The following is a 24,817-nucleotide window of genomic DNA, read 5'->3' on the forward strand; positions in this document are numbered from 1 at the left end:
GTCTACGATTCGTTACACACGGCTATCTGCGAAAAAGCATCCAATAGCGTGTGCTGATTTCGTAAAGCGTCAGCTCTCCCTTTTCCAATCACAACCTCTTTAGTCCGCACGTTCTGCGAGTTCGGCAATACGTTGACCAGGCTCATTGGTGTACTCACCGCCATGGTAACAGAGCACCTTCTCCGGTTTCAAGCCAGTCAGCTTTTTCAGGCTACGCAACGCTTCAGGCATGTCCGGTGTAGCGGGAGGAGCAGGGCCAACCAATTCATCATCGACCACACGTAATTCATCGGCAGCGAGCAGGAACTTGGTATCCCGGAAGTACAGGCAGATGTGACCTGGGGTATGTCCCGGTGTATGAATGACCTGGGTACCGCCTTGCAGAGGCAGCATGTCTCCGTCCTCCAGTGTTCTGCTGATATTTACTTCGGGAAGCTGTACGAGGAGCTGTTCCGCCAATGCCAAAACAGGGGTGGACAGCATCGCCCGGCGCTCTGGTGTGAATTTGATTAGGGGCTTCTGCCCTGTGAGATAAGGGATTTCGTCCGCATGAGCCCAGATCTCCAGATCCGGTATAACATCCAGAAGAGCGCCAAGGTTACCGATATGGTCGATATCCTGATGGGTAATAATTACACGTTTGATGTCTGCGAGCTGAACGCCCTCCTGCTCCAGTGCAGACTGAAGTTGTGCGAATTGTCCAATCATGCCTGTATCCACTAGTGTAATGCCATCTTCATCACGAAGCATGACCGGATAGATGGGGCTATTCCCTGAAGGTGTAGGAATATGGAGATGCAGAACAGTTAGTGAATTTGTTGAATTGCTCATAGGTTACCGGAATCCAGTCCGGCGCACCTCCTTTATGGATATTTTAATGAGGTATTACTCAGGACGTTGGTACTTCAGATGTTTTCTGTAACTTTTAATCGGTTCCAGCAGTGCTTCAAAGGTTTGTTCTTCATCCAGGCTTTCCTTCACGATGGCGGCAAACGAGAAGTTCTCATGGACCAGTTTATTCCTCGTCTGGAAGACCAGACTCAGTGCCTCACCGAAGTTCTCCTCACCGGATTTCAACGCGATCTGCTGTTTCTGTAACTCAGCCTGAATGATCTCCATGTTGGATCGTGCACGGTAGGCAGGAGTTTTCATTAACGCGGTCGAATTAAACCTTTTTTGGTATACGCGCTCATATAGATCATTTAGCATGTGTTCCATAATCGAACATAATTCAATGACCAGCGAAGCATACCTCCGATGTTTGCGTATTCTGGTGAGTTCGCGTGTTTCTTCATCATTCCAGATGGCGTACTTTTCAAACAGTGTGGAATCCGCAATTTGCCGAATATCCTGATATTCCTCTTCCAGTTGCTCGATTTCAAGTTTGGCTTGTTTTTTGATCTTTTTAAAATCTTCTTTATTCAGCATACTTGTCCTCCCATGGAACCGTGATGTGATCATTTCACATCATTATCTCATATTGAGTTCTGGTTCGCTGATCATTTCATTTTGGAACCTCTGGTTCAGAAGGGAAGTACCTGAATGTCCATTCAGACAGCGATAGTTACGGGAGCCAACTCAGGCATGGGTCTGGCAACCACCATTGAACTTGCAAGGCAAGGGTACAGAGTGATTATGGCGTGTCGCAGCGAAAAGCGCGGACAGCAGGCTCTACAGGAGGCCTTGCGCCAGTCAGGCTCTAATGCCATTGAACTGATGTTGTGTGACCTGGGTTCACTGGACAGCATCCGTCATTTTGCTCAAACGTTCCGCGAGCGCTATGACACACTGGACGTTCTGATTAACAATGCCGGTGTCGTCATGGTTAAACGCAAGGAGACCTCAGACGGCTTCGAACAGAGTATCGGGATTAACCATCTCGGACATTTTCTGCTCACCTTACTTCTGATCGAACCTTTGAAGGCTGCGAAGCAGGGACGTATTGTGAATGTTTCCTCGGGTGCGTACAAAGCTGGAAAGATCCATTTCGCTGATCCTCATCTACACCATGGGTACAACCCGATCAAAAGCTATGCCCAATCCAAGCTGGCTAACGTACTGTTCACTCGTGCTCTGGCCCACAAAGTGGCGGATACCCGCATCACTGTGAACTGCTTGCATCCTGGCGCAGTTGGCACAAGCATTGGTGTAGACCGCAATACCGGGTTTGGCACACGGATTATGGCTCTGGCGGCCAAGCTGCCCTTTTTTCTCTCTCCTGAAGAAGGGGCACAGACAGCAATCTATCTCGCCACAAGTCCTGAAGTCGCCGGGGTAACCGGGCGATACTTCTACCAACAAAAGGAGCAGCAACTGAAAGCTCATGCCACGGATGATGCTACGGCTGAACGTTTCTGGACGTGGAGTGAAGAACAGGTTGGACTGAAGGCGGACGAGAGGTTGTAACAGGCAGTCATCGCAGAAGGTATGGGTTTCGAACACGTAAGAATATAGGAGCATCTTTTTCCGTGTCATACCTTCTGCATCAGACTCCAAGTGTCAGGTCCGAAGTGTCAGAACATCGTCATCGGACCACCAAAGTCAGGACCCTAAGCTTCAGCCCGTCCAGGTCCGCGATGCTCAGGCTTTTGCCTTCACAGCTTGCTGAATCAATTCAATAAAAGCTTCAATGCGCTGAATGCCTTGATCTCCCTGACCGTATGCACGGACAGAGGCGGATGAGGCATTTTTCTCATTCTCACCAAGTACGAGCGAGTAAGGAACTTTTTCCATCTGGGCTTCACGGATTTTGTACCCAAGCTTCTCGCTGCGCAGATCTGTTTCTACCCGAATCCCCGCATCCCGGAGCTGGCTTTGTACTTGGAGCGCATAGTCTGCGTAATGATCCGACACCGGCAGCAGCTTCACTTGGACTGGTGCGAGCCAGAGTGGGAACGCTCCTGCGTAATGTTCAGTCAGGATACCGATGAAACGATCAATGGAACCGTATATGGCACGGTGGATCACGACCGGACGGTGTTTCAGGCTATCCTCACCAATGTAAGTGAGGTCGAACTTCTCCGGCATTTGAAAATCAAGCTGGATTGTTCCGCACTGCCAGCTGCGTTTGAGTGCATCGAGGATGTGAAAGTCGATTTTGGGGCCATAAAAGGCACCGTCTCCTTCGTTAATTCGATACTCCACACCACGCCGATCTAGTACATTTTGCAATGCACGTTCCGCCTGATCCCATAATTCTTCCGATCCCATGGAATCGTCCGGGCGAGTGGACAACTCAATCTTGTACTCGAATCCAAAGATATCGTACATGCGTCCGATCAGAGAAATTGCCTGATTGATCTCTTCCTCGATCTGTTCTGGCATGACATACAGATGGGCATCATCCTGGCAGAAAGTCCGCACACGCATCATGCCGTTCAGGGCGCCTGAGAATTCATGGCGATGAACCTGACCAAATTCCATCATGCGAATCGGCAATTCGCGATAGGAATGGAGTGTATTTTTGAAGATGAGCATGTGTCCCGGGCAGTTCATTGGTTTGAGTGCAAAAGTGGCATCATCCACTTCCGAGAAGTACATATTGTCCTTGTAATGTTCCCAGTGACCAGATTGCTCCCACAGCCGGTTGTTCATCATGAGAGGAGTCCGAACTTCCTGATAGCCTTCCTGCAATTGCAGCTCCCGGGAGAACTGCTCCAGTTCAGTACGAACAGTCATACCTTTGGGCAGATAGAAGGGCATGCCAGGGGCTTCTTCGGAGAACATGAACAGTTCAAGCTCTTTGCCCAGTTTACGGTGATCCCGTTTCTTCGCTTCTTCCAGCATGTGCAGATGTTCATCCAGCAGGGCTTTGTTCGGGAAAGCAGTGCCGTAGATGCGTTGCAGCATTTTATTGTCCGAGTTGCCCCGCCAGTAGGCACCAGCTACATTCAGCAGTTTGAATGCCTTGATTCGGCCTGTGGATGGGAGATGGGGACCCCGACACAAGTCGAAAAATTCCCCTTGATCATAAATTGAAAGTTCGGCGTCCTCCGGCAGATCCCGAATGAGTTCAAGCTTATAGGGGTCCTGAATCTCTCCGAAGATGCGGAGGGCTTCCTCCCGGCTAACGATCCGGCGGCTGATCTTTTCATTTTCCTGAATGATCTTGTTCATTTCCCGCTCAACGGCAGCCAGATCACTGATAGAAAGGGCATGCTCCAGATCAACATCGTAATAAAATCCATCTTCGATTACGGGGCCGACGCCCAGTTTCACTTGTTCCGCACCGTAAATGCGTTTAAGGGCTTGTGCCAGCACGTGAGCTGTACTATGGCGATAACGATAAAGACCTTCCTCGCTGTCCAGTGTAACGATGACGAGCTCGCAATCTTGCTCTAACATCCAATCCAGATCGACATTCTTGCCATCAACAATACCGCCAATGGCCTGTTTGCCCAGACTAGTACTGATGGATGAGGCTACCGCTCCTACAGTGATGCCTGCTTCGTAAGAGCGTACCGCCCCACCTTGCAGCTGGATATGGATCGAAGAATCTGGATGCTGAGGATTAGTGGATAGCTTACTTCTTTCGTCTTGCGATAGGCTACTTGCCTGATTGCTTATTTCGTTGCTTGATTGGCTATTTTTATCCTGATTGTTCATGTGAACCACTCTCCAATATTCAAATTTGAAGCGCAAAAAACACCCGTCCCGGAAAAGGGACGAGTGCGCTTAGCTCGTGGTTCCACCCTAATTTGGTTATGATTGCTCCCTCTCTCGACCAGCCGCCGCAAGCAGGAAACATCATAACCCTCATTGGAATCCGTTATCGGGGATCAGGCGGTGAACTCTACTGGCAGCATTGCCGAACATCTGAGGGAAGTCCGAAATGCTGAGGTTCGAGGTCACGGCTGCAGAGGGGTAATTCCGGTCCGTTCGCTGAAGAAGGTTTCACCAATCCCTTCTCTCTCTGGGCAGCACGCAAACGGAATCTTGTCTCTGGTCATCGCCAAATATGCAAAGTCGATATCACTTGAATTGATCTTATATTGCACTTGAAATGGTTGAAGTTCATATCAATATATGGGAACAGGTGTTATTGAGTGTCGATTATATAGACTGAAAATGAAAAGGTCAAGCGGAATATTTTCAACCCGTTTCTGATTGTGCATCCCATATTAACCGAATGATGGTTCCCTCACCGGAAGTCGATTGGACTTCAATACGACCTTTCATCGCCTCGATTAACCCTTTAGTTACCGCCATGCCAAGCCCTGATCCAACATCCGATGTCTCCGTATCCGTCCCTCTGTAATACCGATCGAACAGCTTCCAGACCGTCTCCGGGTCCATTCCTTGTCCATTATCGGCGAAATGAACGCTGAACTCGTCTGCTTGCTCACCAGGGTGCACACTAACCGTCAAAGTGGACTCCAACGGATTATGCAGCAGGGCATTAGCCATCAGATTATCCACAATGCGTTCAAACGACGGGGTATGCACATGGCCGTAGACCGGAACTGGGGCAGGTTGGAATGTAATCCGACCCTCACCATATGCTGGATTTCGCTCGGCGCGCTGGACGAGATCATGCAGTAACGTATTCACGTCCGTTTTTTCCACAGGTGGCTGGTATCCACCACTGCGCAAGCGATACGTCATGGCAAGGTCGTTCACAAGCCGATCCATATACATGGATTTGTCCAGCATAATGCCTGCGAATTCTCTGACTTCTTCTGTGGACCAGGTATATTTTTCTGCTTCCAGCATATGGGCATATCCCTGAATGGACGACAGAGGCGTCTTGAGGTCATGTGTTATGCCAGCAATCCATTCCTCACGCAGAGACTCGGTCTGTTTTCGAAGTTCTTCGTCTTTTGTCAGTGTAGCAGATAATGCCTGGATGGAGTGAAGCACCTCAGCATACACGCGATATTTGCGCTTCCATTTGCCATTTCGCCGCTGGCTGCGGGGTGTGCCGCTCACTCCCTTGGGCTCTTCATAATGCCCTTTTTCCAGTCTCTGGAGCCATTGAAGCATATGCAGCATAGGGGAACCAAAACGATTGGCGTACCAAAGGGCGAGCAGGCTAATCAAAATGACAACGGACAGAAGCAGCATGAGAAGAGCAGGTGCCAAAATGAATTTATATGGATTCTGATCTCCTGACGCAGATGGGTCTACAGGTATGCTAATCATCCAGGTTGTGCTGTTCTGTTCATCGTAAAAGGTTGCGGTGGATATTCCATACCGATTGGGATAACGAATACGCAAAACCAGTTCCTGAATGTCATAGCTGGTGGAGACACCTATGGCGGGTTTGTTAAAGGAAGCCAGCTCTTGGCCGTAAGCGTCCAAAACTTGCAGATAGGCGCCTTTGGAACGAATGGTATCCTGTTGTTTGGGCTGGAGAACAAGCTCTCCATTGGTGTAGTAACTGTTTTGACGGGCCTGATCAAGTAAGGATTTGGCCTGATTACGCACGCCGTACAGCAAGGTGAAATTCTGTCCGTCTTTCTCCCGAATCTGAATGATGATCTGGTACGGGAAGGGTTTATTGGCATCCCAATAAGCGATCAACTCGCCGGGCTTGTATTGTTTAGGAACATCGGGAGGTGTATTAAAGTCATCAACGACGTAGCCCTTCTTATCCAGAACCTGCAACCATCCCTGATTATGTTTAACCTGTTCCAGCAGCTTGGGATCATAACGTACCGTGCCATCGGGCATCATCTCTGCGGTATTGATTAATTGGTCCAGTCCGCTTGTAGCGAAGTCATCCACCAGACTTACTTCATTTATCCTTTGAACGACCCAATAGGTAGCCGCAGAACCCAACAGGATAATAAGCACAACTATACCGGCAAGCATCCCGACAAACCGGGTCATCAATTTGCGACGAATACTCATGGACGAAGCGCTTTTTCTGGCTGAATGAGCTTGTAACCCAACCCCCGGACATTCACAAGAAAGACGGGGTTCGAAGGATCGGCTTCAATTCGCTCACGAATACGGTGAATATGAACCATTACGGTGTTGTCATCGCTGATCGCTTCCGATCCCCATACCCGCTCATACAATTCCGATTTGGTGAAAATACGATTGGGATGTTTGCAAAAGAAGAGCAGCAATTGATAGACCAGAGCCGGACAGGTTACAGCCTGTCCTTCAACCCGGAGTTCACCGGCTTGTTCCAATACTTGAAAGCGGCCAAAATCATAAATCCCTTCCTGCATAGCCGGGGATGACGTAGTTGCGTCAGAAGAGGAAGCAGTTGCTGCTCTAGTCGTTGCCATTTTGGTAGGCAAATAACGTTTCAGCAGCGATTTGATGCGAGCCACCACTTCAAGTGGATTAAAGGGTTTGATGACGTAATCATCCCCGCCAACGGCGAATCCGGTTAACTTGTCATAATCGGTTGTTTTGGCGGTCAAAAATAGAATCGGTGCATCGGTCACTTGCCGCAGAAAAGGACAGATTTCCAGTCCGCTTTTGCCAGGGAGCATGATGTCAAGCACGATGCAATGATAGGTTTTATTTTCGCAGGCGGTGATCGCTTCTTCTCCAGTCGTGACGGTGTCAATGTCTACAAATTGTTCTTTGAGCAGAACGGTTTTGAGCATATGTAAAATGGCTTGTTCATCATCAACAAGCAGTATGGAGACGTGATCCATGATGTGAAATGACCTCCTCGTACTTCCTTTGAGTTTATTGCTAATCATACCATCCACAAGTGCTGTATAGCATACGAGGTATCTTAACGGAATCTTAATTATGAGGCGAGGGAAGCCGTCACAATTTAACTACAAGTAAGGAAGGGTTAGACGAAGCATAAGATTCATTCTGTACACTTAACTGGAAAGTATAACGATTAATAGAAGGGGTGTTGAGAATGAACAGGGAAAGTCATCTGAATTCAGAGCAAGCTTCACACAACAAATTACAGAGCAGAAAGGGCTGGAAAGTGCTTGCGATTGCCCTCAGTGCTTGCGTGATATTGTCTGCCTGCGGAAATGGTAAGTCGATTACATCCGACCAAGCGGAAGAAAAGTCAGCCGAACAGATATCCAATAATAATGAATCGAGCGAGAACTCCAATCAGGAACAGAACACAAATTCAGAGGTGAGCACGACTGTAACGCCAGACAATCTCATAGATACATTAATGAATGGTTCGAAGGATGCGATCTATAGTCAGTTTTCTCCGGAATTGAAGGAAGCGATCACACTTGAAAAGTTCAAAACGTCTGCTTCCGAGTTCCTGAAGGGAGTAACATCCCTGGATCAAGTGTTCGCAGCTGAGATAAACAATTTGACCGAGTTCGCCTGGAAGGATCAAACGGGAACAAAAGGGATTCGAGCCTATTTTACCGAAGCCAATCAGATTGATGGTCTGTTGATCCAGCCGCTGGTAACCCATGAGGATACAGATCAAAAGTTCACCAAAACCGAATTCCATTTCCCTTTAAAGGGTGAATGGTATGTGTTCTGGGGAGGCGACGATGTGATGTCGAACTATCATTATGAGCATGAAACACAGCGGTATGCACTGGATATCATTCGGTCGAAAGAAGGTTTCAGCTATAAGGGGGATACCAAGGTGAACGCAAGTTATCATGCTTTTGGTGAACCACTCTATGCTGCTGCGGACGGAACAGTTGTCGATATCAAAAATGACATTCCAGACAATATACCCGGCGTTATGAATCCGGAAGAGCCAGCGGGGAATAATGTGGTCATTGACCATGGGCAGGGCGAATATAGCATTACGGCACATATAAAAAAAGGAAGTGTAACAGTCAAAAAAGGAGATAAGCTCAAGCAGGGAGACCTCATCGGTGAGCTTGGCAATTCGGGTAACTCCAGTGAAGCTCATCTACACTTCCAGGTATCGGACGGTCCCGGCCTGTTCACTTCCCGTTCCATCAACATTCGTTGGGCGGATAAGAGTCAGCAGCTAACCCGCGGAAACACCATTCAGGCACTGCCGGAGTCCTAAGTACCAGATGACAAGGAATTCATCGAAAATCAGGTTTTGTACAGGTCAGTTTATTAACTTACCAAGTCACCAGATCACAAGGTCGGGTCAGGAGTTATTTTATCAGAGTGTTTAGGGGATGACGCCGTCTTCCTGCCTCCGTTATAATATCGTCATAAGACAGATTCGATCTGGACGATGGAGGAGTAGAAATGAAGCTGGATAGTGTACAGATTGAGTATGCGCGTCGTGAGGACTTGCCAAGAATTGTGGAGATCTATAATTCCACGATTGAGAGCCGGATGGTGACGGCGGATTTGGAGCCGGTGACCGTGGAACAGCGTATTCCCTGGTTTGAGGAGCATTCTTCGGATCATCGTCCACTCTGGGTGATGCGACATGAAGGGCAGGTTGTAGCTTGGGCCAGTCTGAGTTCGTTTTATGGACGTCCTGCGTACAATGAAACGGTGGAAGTCAGTGTATATGTAGATCAGCAATGTCGTGGAATTGGGGCTGGCGGGCGTTTGCTGAATACCGTTTTTGCTGCATGTCCTGCGCTTGGAATCAAGACGATCTTGGGCTTTGTCTTTGGACATAATGAACCGAGTTTGAGGTTATTGCGCAAGCATGGCTTTGAACAGTGGGGATATTACCCCGAAGTGGCTGTGCTGGATGGCGTGAACCGGGATTTGGCGATTTTGGGCAAAAAAATAATGGCATAACGATGAAGCCTATAACTTCTCGTTGATTCGTTAAAACACAGACCTGTGGTAATTGGCGCTAATAGCTTGTGCGCGGTTTGTTAGATTGTACTAACGCTAAAAAAGGCTGTCCCTGTCATGTTTATGACGTATGGGACAGCTTTTTTTGATTTGTGCAGCAGCATTTTCCTGCTGCTGCCTTCTGCTTGCCGTACTAGAGACTCAATCTCTGCTTGATATCCAGCATCTGTGCGAGATGACGTTCCTCATGATAACTAGCAAAATCAACCCATTGTGCAACATCCATCTCACCAAAAACCGGATGTGGGAAAGATTTGCTGCGCAGCAGATCGAGATCATGATGTATTGCTAAGTCGGCCAGCGCTTGATGGGATTCAGCTAGGTCATGGCGGACATCCGCCAGAGCTTCGGGTTCCGCAGGGGGCTGAAGATGGGGCGGAGCCTCCACGGAACGACTGCGATCCAGCGAAAGTTCATAAGGCTTTTTATCTACTGTTACCATTTCTTCTTTCTTAAGAGCCAGCTCGGATTGCTTCACAATTAAGCCTTCCATCAGATTCAGATGACGGAGCACTTGCATGATGCTCCATTGTTCAGGTGCGGGTCTGAGGTTCAATTGTTCTTCATTAAGTCCAGAGACCGCTTCCCGAATTTGGCTCCGAATGTCGTCATTACGAGTGAACATTGTGCAATCCTCTCCTTTATATGAGTTATATGAGTTCTATAATGACAGCTGGTGTAGGTGCAGTATGAAATGTGAATGTTTGATCTATATCATAGAGGATATGAAAGATGAATGTGAAAACATGTTTAATTTACTTTGTTAGACGAATTTTATGTGATGAAATTAAAGTTGTTTCTCATAAATGGACCATCGCCAATATTACCATCACCAAAAAAGGATTGACGGTTAGGGCTAACGCACCCTATAATCGATAACAAGTAACTTTAAATGTAAGGAGTCCTGACATGATATGTTAGTGATTGATGAGGTGTACCACCATACAGCATTGCAAATATCATCGTCCGATTTATTGTACCTTATCCAACAGCTCAGGGTCAAAAAGGAAACAGAGATCGAAACGCTCAAACATAAAATTGAGCAATTCGAGCAAAAGAAGCGAGCGGAGGAAGTGGCTTATCAATCTTTATCTACTGTGCGCAAATGGTTCGCAGGACGTCCTGCATCCCATCACCAAGCGGTGGATTATATGGTCCAAGTGAAGGAACGTTTTCGTAAAATGGAACAGATTCGCCGCCGCATACGTGAACTGGATCGAATTGTTGAACGCATCAATCATCCTGACAGCATTGAACGGGACGAGATCGAGCTAGCTCCTGATACGATCCGTGAGATCAGACAGCTGAGTGAAACGGAGGATGTACAAGCATGACTTTAGAGACATTAAGCTCCGGGATCGATACGGTCTGGGTTGTACTGAGTGCGGCCATGATTCTGTTAATGGAGGGGGGATTCGCCCTTCTGGAGGCTGGCTTTGTACGTTATAAAAATAGTGTGAACATTATTATGAAGGTTTTTGCCGATATTACGATTGGTACCTTGCTTTTTTATGCGATCGGGTTTGGTTTGATGTACGGCTCCGATGCTGGAGGTTTTATGGGAATCACCGGATTTTTCCTCAATGGTGACTTGTCTCACCTGGACGTACCGGTATCACTGGAAACGTTTTGGCTGTTCCAGGCTGCGTTTACGATTGCCGTCATTTCCATCGTATCGGGTGCTGTGGCTGAACGGATCAACTTCCGTGCCTACCTGCTGTACATCATATTGATGACAGGCATTATATATCCGATCGGTGGGCATTGGGCATGGGGCGGCGGATGGCTGAGCAATCTGGGAATGCAGGACTTTGCTGGTTCAGCTGTTATTCACGCCTTGGGCGGGTTCTCGGCACTGGCCGCAGCAATTATTATCGGTCCGCGCAAAGGCAAATACACGCCACTTGGCGTGAGTGCAATCGCTCTTCCAAGCAATCTGCCACTTGCATCCGTGGGTGCGTTCCTACTCTGGTTCGGCTGGTTTGGATTCAATGCTGGCAGTACGCTGAGCGCAACGGATGTAAGAATTGGTCACATTGCTATCGTCACCATGTTATCCGCCGCTTCAGGTGGCGCGGCTACACTGCTGTACACCTTGTTCCGCTTTAATCGTTCGGATGCACCATCTGTCATCAATGGATCGCTTGCCGGTCTGGTCGGGATTACTGCGGGCTGTGCTTTTGTCGGTGATGTGGCTGCCATATTCATTGGAGCGGTATCGGGATTACTCATGATGGCTGCAACCAATTGGCTCGACCGTCGGCAGATTGATGATCCGGTGGGCGCTTTCCCTGTTCATGCCGCATCAGGGATGTGGGGAACCATTGCCGTAGGTCTGTTTGCAACAGATGGCGGATTATTCATGGGAGGCGGCTGGAGGTTGCTGGGTGTTCAGGCACTTGGCCTTACAGCTCTGGTCGTCTGGGGATTTGTAATGACCTGGATCGGCCTGAAGCTGATTGGCAAGATTGTTCCCGTTCGTTCGACGGAAGAAGAGGAAGATATGGGTCTGGATATCAGCTATCACGGTGTCATGGCAGCCCATCAGGCTCATGAATTCCTGGATGGCGAGGAACATATTCGCGCATTCCAGGATGATTTAACAAGTCAGAATCGTTAAGTCTGAATGGAATAGATTAGATAACAGGAAAGGGGCTGACATCCGATGTCGGTCTCTTTTTTGCGTTTGAAGCAGGGAAAGAAGAGACAGCGGAAGAATATACAGGTGTGAACCTGAATATGTCTCACCATAGGTGTATTGTCTGAAGGGGAGGATCTTGATGATTAAACCAGAACAATGTGAACGTCTGACCAGAAAAGCACGCAAAACTCTTGAGGAATACGGTTTGGGTGCTGCTGCTGATCTGTTGTTATCTTCAAGCCGCTGGGGAATTCGTCTGGATGTATCAACACTTGATGAATACCGCAGAACAGGGAACTCGCGTGTAGGTGGAGATCCGGATCTACCGGATAACATGAAATGGCCGTTGACAGAAGAAGGGGTACCCATGACATTTTTGGCCCAGCTGAATCTTGTGGATTTGTCACCGTATACGCCGAATGATGGCCGTGGAAGTTTGCCTGAACGAGGAATGTTATACTTTTTTATTGGTGTGGATGAACCTGCCTATCATATTGAGCACCGTGTGATTTTTGAACCAGACGCTCATAACCTGAAAAGGCGAACGCCTGATGGCGATACCGCTCTGGATGAGGCTGATTTTGTAGCGCATTCGGTAACGGTTCTGCCCAATCTTGAGTTTCCTACATATGCATATATTGATTCTCAGGAGTTGAATGCACTGGCTGATTCGCAGTCCAATGAGAAGAATGAAGTGCAGGTAGAAGCAGATCTGTATGATCGATACCTCGAATTCGAATCCAGCTGGAATCATCCGAGTGCGCAAAACTGGGGCGGCATGTTTGGGTACCCTGACGGTCAGCATCCGGATGCAGAACATCAGGCTTTGTTACAGATCGTGCTTGGAGAAGAGTACGGTTATAATGAGCAGGATTGTGAGAAGAAGCTGACAGCTCATTATGGCGGAGATGAGAAGCGGATGCGGCAAGAACTTTCCGATACCCTGTTGCTGTTGAAAATCGATACGCATGATGCCATTGGTTTTCAATGGTGGGACTGCGGGGAGTTGCAATTCTTCATCCGCAAGGCTGATTTGCTGGCAGGTCGATTTGACCAAACGTATTGTTCGTTATATTCAAGTTAAGTCAAAGATCTCGATCAAATGAGCAACAAAATGTCCCGAATTCCGTCTATAAGAGGAAGGAGGGACTTTTTTTGTTCGTCATTGTTAGTTTTGGATCATAGCTGTTTTATATATAAAGGGGGAATCTTGTGGTTGAATAGCGATCATATGTTCCGTATAATGGGATAAAAAGGGAGTGTGACGGTTGATTCAATCTGCATTTAAACATATTGATGTGGCAGTGTCATCCTTAATTGATTTATGTGACCAACTATCCGAACAGGATCTGGCGTTAACGCCGATTGAAGGCAAACGGCCGATCGGAGAATTGCTTTCTCATCTATCCGTCATTTGTAGGGCAGATGTACATATTTCGGAGGGAGCTTCCGAAGAGGAAATAGCTTTGTTTTACGAACAAAATCAACCGAATACGCTGAGCGAGATCAAGGAAGCCTTGATTGCGAATCAGATGTACCTCTACCATCGATACAGGCAGTTTAATACAGAGGAACTATTACAGGTGACGGACTCCTATTGGGGAGCTTCGCACAGTCGTCTGGAATGGCTTCTTGAAATTATGGGGCATGTATATCATCACAGGGGCCAACTGCATACGATGCTGACTCTGACTGGCATAGAGCCCAAAGTGGCATTGTTTGTATAACCTCATCTAGTGTTCGGAGATCGGCTACACCGCCAAGGAATCTGCATGGGCATAGAATGAATAGATTACATAGAAGCTTGCAATCAGAAGCAAGGGAGATTCGAAGGGGATCAGCAAGACGTGCTATATGATAACAACGGAGGATGCTCATGTGGAACAGAATAATACATATCCGGAGTGGAGAGAGCAAGTAAGAAACATTCCAAGGTGGAGCAGCAGCCCGAATCATCGTACATACGCAAAAGCAAGAAACATCAGCGTTACGTAGAGAAATATAGACAGTGTCCTGTCAGGATGGATCACGATCAAGCTATTTTAACGTTATTGAAGAACATCTGGATTGGATGAAGAATCGTCTGGACGTATTCCAGCATGATGACTTTCATCTCGGGAATCTGGTGATTCAAGAAGACAAGCTGGCAGGTGTAATCGATTTTAATCGTTTTGACCAAGGTGATCCGGTTCATGAATTTTTGAAGCTTGGTTTATTCGTGTCCGAGACAAGTATTCCTTATTGCATTGGATAGATCCAGGGTTATTATGGCGGCGGAGAGCCGGATGAGCTGTTCTGGAGAATGTATTCTCTCTATACGGCGATGGCCCTTGTGTCCTCTGTAGTATGGATTCAGCAGATGAAGCCCGAAGAGACCGATGATATGATGGTGAGGATTGAACGGGTTCGGGAAGATCATGAAGATTTTCGCAGATTCATTCCCCGGTGGTATACTTTGAACAATCAATGATTCGTAGAATGGAAAGGAATAATGCCGTGGCACAGCCAGCAACCATTCTGCTTGTGGATGATGAGCAGGATATTATCAAACTGATGGAAATTTATTTTGGCAATGAAGGTTACCGGATTCTCACCGCGAATGATGGGCTCGAAGCGCTTGAGCAATTGAAGAAAGAGCAGGTCGATTTGATTATTCTGGATGTCATGATGCCGAATATGGACGGAATTGAAGCCTGCATGAAAATTCGGGAGGAGCTGAAGATGCCGATCATTATGCTGTCGGCCAAAAGCATGGATATGGATAAAATAACAGGACTCAGCATTGGTGCCGATGATTATGTGACCAAGCCGTTTAACCCCCTTGAACTCGTGGCACGTGCAAAGTCCCAGCTTCGCAGGTATCATACCTTCAATGAAGGCCGGGAAAACAAGGAACATGAATGGGTGATCGACGATCTAGTCATCAATACCGATACCCATGAGGTCTGGGTGGACGAGCAGCCTGTTCGCCTGACTCCCCGTGAATTTGCCGTTCTGGAGCTGCTTGCGCGCCATCAAGGTTCTGTGCTTAGCATGGAGCAGATCTACAGGCAGGTTTGGAAAGAGGAATTTATGGAGTCCAACAACACGGTCATGGTGCATATCCGCAAGATTCGTGAGAAAATCGAACTTGACAGCAAACATCCCAAGTTTATTCAGACCGTATGGGGTGTTGGTTATAAGATGATCAAATCACAATAAACACGTGCATCTTAAAAGGGCGTAACTGGTTAAAACGCGTAAGCGGGGAGTTTCTGAGATGAATTCAAAATTAATTAATACAGTCCGTTGGAAATTTATCTATGCATTTCTGCTGAGCGGTATACTGACAGCGGCTATGTTGTACGGAGGCAGCAAAGTTGTACAGTCCATTCTGGAAGCCCAGACCTATCCAGATTACTCAATTCCGGCTCAGGGGATAAGGTGGCTGGTGAATAATATCGGTTCTGTGCCCTTGATGATTGTGGTTGGCATACTTGGCTTTGTGTTGTTCTTTTTCCTGTTCACGCGCAGGATAATGCTGGTGCTGGACGAGATCACAGCGGGCATTCAGGAGGTTGCCAAGGGGGAGCTGTCTCATCGGATTGAGGTAAAGTCCTCGGATGAATTTGGCGTTGTCGCTGACAGTATTAATCAGATGGCTGAACAATTGCAACTGTCATTGCAGGAGGAGCGTAGTGCGGTTGCTGCCAAAAATGACTTGATTACGGGTATTTCTCATGATTTGAGGACGCCACTGACCTCCATTCTTGGATTTTTGGAGTACATTGAGAAGGATCGGTATCAGGATGAAATTGAGATGCGCTATTACGTGAGCATTGCGTATGAGAAATCATTGACATTAAGAAAGCTGATTGACGATTTGTTCGAATATACCCGTGTCAGTGGCGGGAGTCTGCCTTTGTCATTGACCTCCTTGAACCTGAGCCCATTTCTGATGCAGCTTGCAGAAGAGTTCGCTCCGATGCTGGAAGAAGCCGGCATGACCTACAAGATTATTGGTGGACAAGAACCGTTATGGATTCAGGCCGCTCCTGGGGAGCTGGTTCGTGCGTATGAGAACCTGTTCAGTAACGCGATCCGTTATGGGGCACAGGGCAAAGTGATGGAGATTGCATTGTCTCTTGAAGGTGAAGAAGCTGTGGTGCGCATTAGTAATTATGGTGAACCGATTCCGGTACAGGATTTACCACATTTATTCGATCGCTTCTACCGGGTGGACAAGTCCCGTTCTCGTGATACGGGCGGAACGGGACTCGGGCTGGCTATTGCCAAGTCGATGATCGAATTACATCAAGGAAGTATTGCTGCATACAGTGAACAGGGCAGAACCGATTTTGTTACGCGTTTTCCTGTAACTGCTCCTTCGATGAACAGAAATCAAGAGCAACCGTAACTGTAACCGATCAGAATTCTCGTCTCAATGTAAGAGAACTTGCTTAATTCAGCATGTATGCAATTGTGCTGAATTAAGAAAATGATAAGAAGTTAACCACTTCCTCATTAAGAAATATTCGGTATCCTTAAACTCAATCTACATATGAACTGTAAAATGGAGGAGGATACCGAATATGAGATTATTATTACGTACAGTCAGACTAAGATACATATATATCTGCGGAGCAAGCGCGTTACTTAGCGCGACGCTCCTATTTGTTGTTTATCACATGTTACGTCTTGCTCACCATCATATCCTGGCTGAGACAACATGGATAACTCGTGTTATGCATTGGCTGATTAACCACATTGGTACAACGCCATTGGTTATATTGATCGGGGGTGGTTTGTTTACATTGTTTTTTTGGATTCGATCGCAGAAGATTGCAGATGACCTCAAGGTTATTGGTTGTGGAACTCATGAAATGGCAAATGGTCAAATTCCTGCACCGATTGAAGTGTTGAACGGGGGCGAACTGCGGCAGATTGCTGCCGACCTGAATGAAGTGGCGCTCCGTATGCAGGCGGAGCGGTTAAGTATTTCAGACCATGAGTGGATAGATAGAGAGCCAAGAAGAGATGAGGGGTTAAGTACCGATCTGCCAACTAAACTTACCCTATACGGTGTTCGATCCTCTCTGGATACAATTATGGAGGGACGCTGCAGGGATGAAGCGGAGATTCAGCATTGGGTCAGGCTGGCATATGAACAGACGCTAAGGCTGGAGCTTGCTCTGGATTCCAGGGAAATGAGGCCTGAGGAGCACTTGAACTCCATTCCACCGGTATACAAGGACTCGAAATGTTGAGGTTTGGAATAAATCGCAGGATATATCACATTTTTGATGCACTCGTAGTCACAGTTATTATATTTGCTCTTGGTTATCTTTATTTGGTTTATTACGGGGAGAGTGTACTTCGCAATCATGCTCAGGCCATTTCGGTGGCTTCTTCCACAATCATTACCAATGCAAATGGAAAAGAAATTTCCAGATCATCCATTCAGACCAAAGGGTATGCAGAATATGCTGATTTGCAGGACATGCCGGAAATGTTGAAACAAGCGTTTCTGGCTACGGAAGATCGACGTTTCTATCGTCATGACGGACTGGATTTTATCGGTATAGGCAGGGCTATTGTGCAGGATGTATTACATATGAATCTGAGTCAGGGAGGCAGCTCCATTACGCAGCAGCTGGCCAGAAATCTGTACTTGAACGGAGATAAAACGCTGGTTCGCAAGGTGAATGAAATGTCGATTGCCATGGCGATGGAAAAGAGATTTAGCAAGGATGAGTTGTTGGAGCTGTATTTGAATCATATTTTCATGGGACGTCAGCAATACGGTGTGAAAGCGGCGGCTTGGCGCTACTTCGGGATAAAGGATTTGCATCAGTTGGAGATCTGGCAAATGGCTACCCTGGCTGGAATTCCCAAAGGGCCTTCCATATACAACCCTGTGGATCGGGAGGATCTATCCAAAGAGAGGCGTGCTGTAGTTCTTGGATTAATGCATGAACAAGGAATCATTACTAAACGACAGATGGAGACAGCGCAAAATGTGGACTATACACCGCCCGATAGGACCTCTTTATCGACTCCAAACTCTTCTGTGCCTGTTTACGTGTCTGCGGTGGATGCGGTGATCGAGGAAGCTTCCCGTCTTACAGGCAAGAGTGGAGCAGAGATTCAATCCGCAGGCTGGACCATTCGTACGGGGTTGGATGATCAGGCGCAGCTTGCGATGGAGCAAGCATTCCGCGAGTCCTCCCGGTTCACGGATGATCGCATGGATGAACAAGTGCAGGCGAGCATGGTCATTATGGACCAGCATAATGGTGAAGTCAAAGCGATGATGGGCGGGCGTGATCCCGTCAAAGGAGGCATCAATCGGGTGACCACGGATGCGAGGCAACCTGGTTCTGCTTTTAAACCGATTATTGCTTATGGACCTGCGCTGGAATCTGGGCGGTTTAAGCCAGAGAGTATGTTGCCTGATCAACGGATGAACTATGGCAGCTATCAACCGAGTAACCTGGGCGGACGTTACACAGGTGCCGTCACAATGTCGCAAGCCATTGAACATTCCATTAACGCTCCAGCGGTGTGGCTACTGAATGAGACAGGGCTGGAGCGAGCGCAGCAATTTGCTGATCGATTAGGCATTGAACTGGGCCAAGAGGATCGTAATCTGTCGATTGCCTTGGGTGGCTTGCATAAAGGGGTATCTCCGTTAAAGATGGCCCAGGCCTATTCCGTCTTTGCCAATAACGGCAAGTGGAATACGGCACATCTGATTCGTGACATTACAGATGCGCGAGGCCGGACGATCTATGCTTTTAAGCCAGAGAATAAACAGGTCATTTCCGTACATACAGCGAATGCCATGACCAGCATGCTTCAGGATGTAGTCAGTAAGGGAACGGGCAGCCGCGCACAGCTTAGTGGACATAAGGTCGCGGGGAAGACGGGGACCACACAGGCTGCTTTATCTGGCGTAGGAAGGGAAGCCAATCGGGACCTGTGGTTTGTGGGGTATACGAGCAAGTGGACGGCGGCAGTCTGGATGGGATTTGATCGCACGGATGCTGAACATTATATGAGATCAGGAAGTGGCGTGGCCGCAGATTTATTCGCATCGGTTATGAAGCGTGCAATGCCATGAGAAACAGGGTTTAAACACATCCATGGACAAGACATTCAAGCTGCAAGCAGATGCGAGGGATTTCAGTCCTGTGGATAAATTGTATAGTGGACGGATTGAAATGGATACAACGATGGATACAATGTATATTAATGATCCCGGATTACGATTACATTGAATAGAAATTTTGAAGACCCGAGAGGGACAGCATGAATACTGTCTCTAGCGGGCCTTTATTGCGCTGATGATATGAAACGGATGTTATGATTTTGCTCGCATCGATCCAGGTATACGACGAATCATCTGGTTCAACACCTCGGAAAGTACAAGTCCTACCGCAATAGCACCGGATAACATGAGCGCCTTGGCAGCCATCTCCATGGCGGCACCGTAGTCATTTTGTACAAAGCTGCGCATGGCATTATACGCGAGCCCACCCGGAACCAGCGGAATGATGCCAGCAACGCTAAAGATAATAACAGGTGCACGAAACGTGCGGGAGAACAGCTGACTGATGACACCTACCGCGATGGTGGCTGCCAGTGTTGCAGGAACTGCATCCGCAGCATATTCGAGCACAATATAGATAATCCAGCCGATCATGCCGACAAAACCACCGTGAAGCAGCATGCGCCGTGGTGCGTTGAAGATGATGCCGAATGCGGCCGAAGCGACAAAGCTGGTTAAAGCTTGTTCAATAAAATGGAGCATATCCTGCATTCCTCCGTCTTACATAAAAAGTGAAAATACAACAGCAATGCCGGTACCTATGGCAAAAGCAGTGAGAAACGCCTCGGCCCCCTTGGATAAACCGGATACTAGATGCCCGGCCATCAGGTCGCGCACAGCATTGGTTATCAGCAGTCCCGGTACCAAAGGCATAACCGAGCCAATAATAATTTTGTCCCGTTCATGACCCGCTCCGATATAGACAAGCCAAAAGGCCAGCAAACCAATGAAAAAGGATGCAGTGAGCTCAGCAAAGAATTTGACTCGTACCAGTCGGTGAAAGGCAATGACGGCAGCATAGCCTATACCTCCGCATAATATTGCGGGAAGAAAGTCGCTCCAACCCCCGCCAAACATAATGGTGAAACAACCGCTGGATAATGCCGCGGCCGTAAGCTGCACTACCGCAGAATAGGAGGAGGGCTTGCCTTCAATTTGCTGTAACAACGCATGAGCTTCTTCAACCGAGAGCTCTCCTTGTCCAATGCGACGGGAGACAGCATTCACTTCGGACACTTTGTCCAGATCCGTCGTACGCTCGGAAATTCGTATCAGCTTGGCAGGCTCGGTCGCATCGACTGAGAAAAAGATGCCTGTGGGCACAACATAGCTATGCGAATGGGGTAACCCGAGTGCTGCGGCCATCCGCTTCATCGTATCTTCCACGCGGTAGGTTTCACCACCGCTTTGTAGCATGATCTTGCCTGCCAGCAGACAGATGGCAATTACACGGGATTGCTCAGCAGGGTTGTTGACCATGCTCCCCGTCTCGGTCTGAGCTGCGGGGGATGAATCATGACGTATGTATTCCAACCGGATCAAGCTCCGTTTCATATGAAATAAGGCGTGGTGCCGACACCATTGTATCATATTTCACACGTTAGCAAGGAAACATACCGCACCGGCGCCATTAAGTCACCCGGGTTGTAGAGCTTGATCCATACGTTCTAGCCAAAATCAGGCTATAAGCACATCACAAGCACATCACAAGCACATCATAAGAACGTCATAAGAACGTCATAACAAAGGCGATATCACGTAAATAAATATGCGGAGTTCATGCAAAACATAGAAAAAGCTACGTTCCCAACGCCCGAAGGGCACAGGAACGGAGCTTTTTGTCTTGGCGCAAGATGCTGCGGATAAGTACAATAAACCAGCTACATCAACAGGGTAATGACTAGCAACTCATACAGCACAAGTGGCAGAATAGTCGGTCCAAACAAGGCACGCGGTTCAGGATATCCATGCATCGGTGTAACCTGGAGATACAGAATCCCCCGATCTGCGCTTATGATGACACCTTCCCATACCTGACCATCCATATTCTGGACTTGTACCTTCTTGCCCACATGCTGCCGGGCTGTATGATGAAGCATATTCCGCACACTTTGCACGGATTGGAGCATTGGTTGATTGGCTTGGTATACGATGCGCGCGGATGGCGTGGATGTGGATTCAGACATGATGCACAACCCTTCCTCAAAATAAGTTCTTACTTCAAGGTATGCATTTGCCTACAAAAGGTGATTACACAAACGTCATCTCAAGGGTCCCGCGTCCATTCTCATAATCCACTTTGCCCAGTGCTCCATTCACAAAGGTTAACTGGGGCGGAATATGCCCAAGATCCACATCGTACAGTACAGGGACATCCAGATCCCCGAGCGCAGAGGATAGGGCATCGGTGAAATGGAAATCCGCTGTATCCGAATATCCGGCAGGTCGGCCAAACATGAAGCCTTTAACGCCTGCAAACCAGCCTGCTTGTTTCATTTGCCACAGATGACGATAGATATCCCCTGCGCTCATCTCACAGCTCTCCAGATACCAAATCGATCCTTCGTCTGCACAGTACTGATCTAGATACGATTCCACAGGTGCATAAGGCGTGCCAATTAGACAGGTGATCGTATCCATACAGCCGCCAATCAGCCGACCCGAGAATACTGCAGATGAGTCTTCATCATCACGATGACCAAGCTGTTTCCAGCGGGAAATGGTGTCCAGGTTGAATCCAGATAACTCCGGTTTCCATGTCGATTGATAGTGCGTGGAGGACGATTGTGTGATCTGTCCGCCGTATTCGGTCTGTAACACATCAATCCAGCGGGCGGTCACCGGATCGAGTGCGCCTGATCTTAGATCAACATAGTTCGTACCATGTGCCGAAGCCGTTCCGGTGATCAGGGTATAAGCGAATAAAAAGGTGCTGATATCCGAATAGCCCATGACCCATTTGGGCGGCAACGTGTTCAAAGCTTCCCAATCCAGCAGGGGCAAAACATCCATAAGGAACTCCCCGCCCCAAGGAGGGATGATGGCCTGAATCCCCGGATCACGGAAAAATGCATTCATCTCGGAAGCGCGGTTCTCTTTGGATGAACTGACACATTTGGAATTATGCCGCAGCCAGGGGCTTTCCTGTACGTTGAACCCTAGGCGCTTCATATTGTGTTTGCTTTCTTCAAGATAATGGTGCAGGGATTCACCCACACCGCTTGACGGTGCCGCTACACCGATGATGTCACCCGGCGCGAGTAGTTGTGGATAACGGATCGAACGTTTATTCATTGTGGAAACATCCTTTCCTGTGATATCGTTCGTCTAACGAATATTTCCATTATATAGAATCGAAGCAGGGATGACACCCCTCTGGTGTTCATATTAAGGGTTCACCGGAATCTCAATGGAGAAAGGTGAACGACTATGCGCAGGATAAGAGAAGATTTCCATTGACAGATTTCCTTTGGCGGTGGCTCCGTTTTTGACAGTTACCCACGCCTCGGATACGCCATTTTCACCGGAAGGACTCCAGCCAGCTTCCTTCACATCGAATTCATTCCCTTTATCGTCTGCGATATTGGTAAATGAAAGTCCTGGACCGGCGCTTTGAGCGTTTGCGATGGAGAAATGCATAACGGTATCTTTGCCCTTAACCTCATAATCAAGGAGTTGCAATCCTTGAGGTCCGCCCTGTAGTTTGCTTGAAGACGGATCAATGCTGATCACCAGTTCATCCTTATCCAGTGCGGTAATCCCCGACCCATGAAGTGTAAGTTTTTTGGGGATGGAGAAATACATGCTTTCAAAAAAAACAGAACTCCCGGAGCCTGAGATCGAACCCGCATCTGTTCGCCATGCTCTGCCTTGTTCATCCACCAACTGTAAATCATTGATTCCGTAGATTTTTTTGGTGTTGCCAGAGTCATACTCAATATCTAGGACAAGACGAGTCGGATACAATGTGGCCTGCTTTACATCAAAACGTTGCCCATCGAGTGTAACCGTTTGGTTAACAGGTACAACTTTTTTCATATCTCTGGTTAAGCTGTGGTCTACAGGAAAAGTGACCCTCCATTCCTTGCGCGTTTTCTTTTTCTGATCCTTAAATACAAAGGTCAGCTCTTCCGGTGGAGTGGATTCTGTAAAAGATACATCAACAATGCCCTCATAGACGTCATGCTCTGACGCTGGTTTAGGAGAGGCGTAACTAAACGATACTGGAAGTTGCTTGCCCTCTCCATCTAACAAATCAATGTCATACTCATTTTTTTCTGAATCTTTATTGCCTTTCATCGTATAAAAAATAACCATGCGTGACTCGTCAGTGATAACGCCTTCTACGGTTAGACTAACTCCGTCATGCTCGTCGGTCACACCGACCTTCTGCAAGAGGGATTGATCGATCGCCATCATTAATCCTTTATCCTGGCGGATCATACTCACAACACCTTCCATGCCCGGCAATTGCTCCACAAAGGACGCAAAGGCAGGAGAGACACGGATACATCCCGTAAACAGCAGAATGAGGGCAGCAGCCGAAATGGAACTCATGTACCAACGCAGCCGGGTCTTGCGCTTGCGAGTGACCTGACGTACTCCAGCCTGTACAGCCTGATATGCCTCAGCATCCGGTACTGGCATAGTGTCATATTCCGTTTTGCGATCATTCAATCGTTCTTCCAATGCGTCGAATGGTTTTCGTTCATCGGTCATGAAGATACATCTCCTTTCGATTCAAGTTGATCACGGAGCTTTCCAAGCGCCCGGTGTAATCGGGATTTTACGGTTCCGGTCGGGATTTCGAGAATATCAGCGACTTCAGTTAAGGAGAAACCTTCGAAATAACTCAGAATGATAATCTGTTTGCAATCCCGATCCAGCGTGGAGACTGCTTCGGCGAGATCCGGGTCTTCAGGCTGGTCCCAGCTGCTTGGTTCATGAATCTCGGTGACGGGATTGAACCGGCTTTTGCGTTTGCGTTCGTCGGCACAGTAATTGAGCAGAATACGGATCAGCCAAGTGCCGAAGTAGGAGGGCTCCTTTAATTTTTTGAGTTTACGGAATGCTCTGTAGGTAGACTCCTGTATCGCTTCCAGCGCATCGCCCTCGTTGTGCAGATAAGCATAGGCAATCCGGTATAGTCGGCTCTGATGCATTTCCATTAAGACTGTAAAAGCCTCAGCATCCCCTTTTTGTGCGGCGACGGTGAGTTGAATAGGGGTCATAGGCTCCTCCTTTCATGGATGTGTCAGGTATTAGACCGGAGAAAGAGCAAAACGGTTCTTGATTTTCATGAAAAAAATATGTATGCGCTTCCTTAAAGCTCGTGGGGAGAAAAGGACGTTCCGAAAACGTCAAACAACCGCCAGCTTCTTCCT

The 24,817-nt window shown here is 47.8% G+C and carries 26 protein-coding genes; 14 read left to right on the top strand and 12 right to left on the bottom strand.

Translation table 11 applies throughout. The features are described 5' to 3' along the window. Nucleotides 1–99: 99 nt before the first annotated feature. Complete coding sequence (locus ACR32F_RS07245; RefSeq protein WP_440117520.1) at nucleotides 100–831, bottom strand: MBL fold metallo-hydrolase; 732 nt, start codon at nucleotides 829–831, stop codon at nucleotides 100–102. 54 nt (nucleotides 832–885) lie between these two features. Beyond that, a complete protein-coding gene (locus ACR32F_RS07250; RefSeq protein ID WP_440117524.1) occupies nucleotides 886–1,428 on the bottom strand; it encodes a hypothetical protein in 543 nt (180 codons plus the stop codon). A 114-nt stretch (nucleotides 1,429–1,542) separates the two neighbouring features. Here ACR32F_RS07250 and ACR32F_RS07255 point away from each other — a divergent pair, with 114 nt between their 5' ends. Further along, nucleotides 1,543–2,406 (top strand): SDR family oxidoreductase, encoded by an 864-nt coding sequence (locus ACR32F_RS07255; protein WP_440117526.1) that lies wholly within the window; start codon nucleotides 1,543–1,545, stop codon nucleotides 2,404–2,406. 174 nt (nucleotides 2,407–2,580) lie between these two features. Here ACR32F_RS07255 and thrS read toward each other — a convergent pair whose 3' ends face one another. The 3 genes from thrS to ACR32F_RS07270 form a co-directional block, all read right to left on the bottom strand. Beyond that, nucleotides 2,581–4,605: a threonine--tRNA ligase gene (gene thrS / locus ACR32F_RS07260; protein ID WP_440117528.1), complete on the bottom strand. Its 2,025-nt coding sequence runs from the start codon at nucleotides 4,603–4,605 to the stop codon at nucleotides 2,581–2,583. A gap of 486 nt (nucleotides 4,606–5,091) precedes the next feature. Then, nucleotides 5,092–6,852, bottom strand: a complete 1,761-nt coding sequence (locus ACR32F_RS07265; RefSeq protein WP_440117530.1) for a sensor histidine kinase — start codon at nucleotides 6,850–6,852, stop codon at nucleotides 5,092–5,094. Continuing rightward, complete coding sequence (locus tag ACR32F_RS07270; RefSeq protein WP_440117532.1) at nucleotides 6,849–7,616, bottom strand: response regulator transcription factor; 768 nt, start codon at nucleotides 7,614–7,616, stop codon at nucleotides 6,849–6,851. Before ACR32F_RS07270 ends, ACR32F_RS07265 begins: the two co-directional genes overlap by 4 nt. Before the next feature lie 218 nt (nucleotides 7,617–7,834). Here ACR32F_RS07270 and ACR32F_RS07275 point away from each other — a divergent pair, with 218 nt between their 5' ends. After that, a complete protein-coding gene (locus tag ACR32F_RS07275) occupies nucleotides 7,835–8,941 on the top strand; it encodes a M23 family metallopeptidase (protein WP_440117534.1) in 1,107 nt (368 codons plus the stop codon). Nucleotides 8,942–9,132: 191 nt separating this feature from the next. After that, on the top strand, nucleotides 9,133–9,642 hold the full coding sequence (locus ACR32F_RS07280; protein ID WP_440117536.1) for an N-acetyltransferase family protein: 510 nt from the start codon (nucleotides 9,133–9,135) through the stop codon (nucleotides 9,640–9,642). 193 nt (nucleotides 9,643–9,835) lie between these two features. Here ACR32F_RS07280 and ACR32F_RS07285 read toward each other — a convergent pair whose 3' ends face one another. After that, entirely contained in the window at nucleotides 9,836–10,327 is a 492-nt protein-coding gene (locus tag ACR32F_RS07285; protein WP_440117538.1) for a DinB family protein, read from the bottom strand. Between the two features lie 289 nt (nucleotides 10,328–10,616). Here ACR32F_RS07285 and ACR32F_RS07290 point away from each other — a divergent pair, with 289 nt between their 5' ends. From ACR32F_RS07290 to ACR32F_RS07340, 11 genes are all read left to right on the top strand, one after another. Further along, nucleotides 10,617–11,036, top strand: coding sequence for a hypothetical protein (locus ACR32F_RS07290; RefSeq protein WP_440117539.1), 420 nt, complete (start codon nucleotides 10,617–10,619; stop codon nucleotides 11,034–11,036). After that, complete coding sequence (locus ACR32F_RS07295; RefSeq protein ID WP_440117540.1) at nucleotides 11,033–12,322, top strand: ammonium transporter; 1,290 nt, start codon at nucleotides 11,033–11,035, stop codon at nucleotides 12,320–12,322. Before ACR32F_RS07290 ends, ACR32F_RS07295 begins: the two co-directional genes overlap by 4 nt. A gap of 160 nt (nucleotides 12,323–12,482) precedes the next feature. Then, on the top strand, nucleotides 12,483–13,427 hold the full coding sequence (locus ACR32F_RS07300; RefSeq protein WP_440117541.1) for a DUF1963 domain-containing protein: 945 nt from the start codon (nucleotides 12,483–12,485) through the stop codon (nucleotides 13,425–13,427). 184 nt (nucleotides 13,428–13,611) lie between these two features. Then, entirely contained in the window at nucleotides 13,612–14,070 is a 459-nt protein-coding gene (locus ACR32F_RS07305; protein ID WP_440117542.1) for a DinB family protein, read from the top strand. 281 nt (nucleotides 14,071–14,351) lie between these two features. Continuing rightward, complete coding sequence (locus ACR32F_RS07310; protein WP_440117543.1) at nucleotides 14,352–14,597, top strand: phosphotransferase; 246 nt, start codon at nucleotides 14,352–14,354, stop codon at nucleotides 14,595–14,597. Nucleotides 14,598–14,645: 48 nt separating this feature from the next. Further along, nucleotides 14,646–14,813, top strand: coding sequence for a hypothetical protein (locus tag ACR32F_RS07315; RefSeq protein WP_440117544.1), 168 nt, complete (start codon nucleotides 14,646–14,648; stop codon nucleotides 14,811–14,813). A gap of 8 nt (nucleotides 14,814–14,821) precedes the next feature. After that, on the top strand, nucleotides 14,822–15,544 hold the full coding sequence (locus tag ACR32F_RS07320) for a response regulator transcription factor (RefSeq protein WP_440117545.1): 723 nt from the start codon (nucleotides 14,822–14,824) through the stop codon (nucleotides 15,542–15,544). A gap of 58 nt (nucleotides 15,545–15,602) precedes the next feature. Continuing rightward, nucleotides 15,603–16,739: a sensor histidine kinase gene (locus ACR32F_RS07325; protein ID WP_440117546.1), complete on the top strand. Its 1,137-nt coding sequence runs from the start codon at nucleotides 15,603–15,605 to the stop codon at nucleotides 16,737–16,739. A 175-nt stretch (nucleotides 16,740–16,914) separates the two neighbouring features. Continuing rightward, nucleotides 16,915–17,589: a hypothetical protein gene (locus ACR32F_RS07330; RefSeq protein ID WP_440117547.1), complete on the top strand. Its 675-nt coding sequence runs from the start codon at nucleotides 16,915–16,917 to the stop codon at nucleotides 17,587–17,589. Then, nucleotides 17,583–19,445: a transglycosylase domain-containing protein gene (locus ACR32F_RS07335; protein ID WP_440117548.1), complete on the top strand. Its 1,863-nt coding sequence runs from the start codon at nucleotides 17,583–17,585 to the stop codon at nucleotides 19,443–19,445. Before ACR32F_RS07330 ends, ACR32F_RS07335 begins: the two co-directional genes overlap by 7 nt. A gap of 22 nt (nucleotides 19,446–19,467) precedes the next feature. After that, nucleotides 19,468–19,602, top strand: coding sequence for a hypothetical protein (locus ACR32F_RS07340; RefSeq protein ID WP_440117550.1), 135 nt, complete (start codon nucleotides 19,468–19,470; stop codon nucleotides 19,600–19,602). An 83-nt stretch (nucleotides 19,603–19,685) separates the two neighbouring features. On the opposite strand, the gene ACR32F_RS07345 is transcribed toward ACR32F_RS07340, so the two are convergent. The 6 genes from ACR32F_RS07345 to ACR32F_RS07370 form a co-directional block, all read right to left on the bottom strand. Next, the gene (locus tag ACR32F_RS07345) at nucleotides 19,686–20,135 is read right to left on the bottom strand and encodes a threonine/serine exporter family protein (RefSeq protein ID WP_440117552.1); all 450 of its coding nucleotides are present in this window, start codon (nucleotides 20,133–20,135) and stop codon (nucleotides 19,686–19,688) included. A gap of 18 nt (nucleotides 20,136–20,153) precedes the next feature. Then, nucleotides 20,154–20,912 carry a threonine/serine exporter family protein gene (locus tag ACR32F_RS07350; RefSeq protein WP_440119726.1) on the bottom strand — a complete coding sequence of 253 codons (759 nt, stop codon included), beginning with the start codon at nucleotides 20,910–20,912 and terminating at the stop codon, nucleotides 20,154–20,156. Nucleotides 20,913–21,313: 401 nt separating this feature from the next. Continuing rightward, nucleotides 21,314–21,619, bottom strand: a complete 306-nt coding sequence (locus ACR32F_RS07355) for a hypothetical protein (RefSeq protein WP_440117554.1) — start codon at nucleotides 21,617–21,619, stop codon at nucleotides 21,314–21,316. A gap of 64 nt (nucleotides 21,620–21,683) precedes the next feature. Beyond that, a complete protein-coding gene (locus tag ACR32F_RS07360) occupies nucleotides 21,684–22,727 on the bottom strand; it encodes a S66 family peptidase (RefSeq protein WP_440117556.1) in 1,044 nt (347 codons plus the stop codon). A gap of 93 nt (nucleotides 22,728–22,820) precedes the next feature. Next, nucleotides 22,821–24,152, bottom strand: coding sequence for a DUF4179 domain-containing protein (locus tag ACR32F_RS07365; protein ID WP_440117558.1), 1,332 nt, complete (start codon nucleotides 24,150–24,152; stop codon nucleotides 22,821–22,823). Beyond that, the gene (locus tag ACR32F_RS07370) at nucleotides 24,149–24,664 is read right to left on the bottom strand and encodes a sigma-70 family RNA polymerase sigma factor (RefSeq protein ID WP_440117560.1); all 516 of its coding nucleotides are present in this window, start codon (nucleotides 24,662–24,664) and stop codon (nucleotides 24,149–24,151) included. Before ACR32F_RS07370 ends, ACR32F_RS07365 begins: the two co-directional genes overlap by 4 nt. Nucleotides 24,665–24,817: the final 153 nt, after the last annotated feature.

This window comes from Paenibacillus hebaui, assembly GCF_051934385.1.
In the GTDB taxonomy this organism is placed as follows: Bacteria; Bacillota; Bacilli; order Paenibacillales; family Paenibacillaceae; genus Paenibacillus.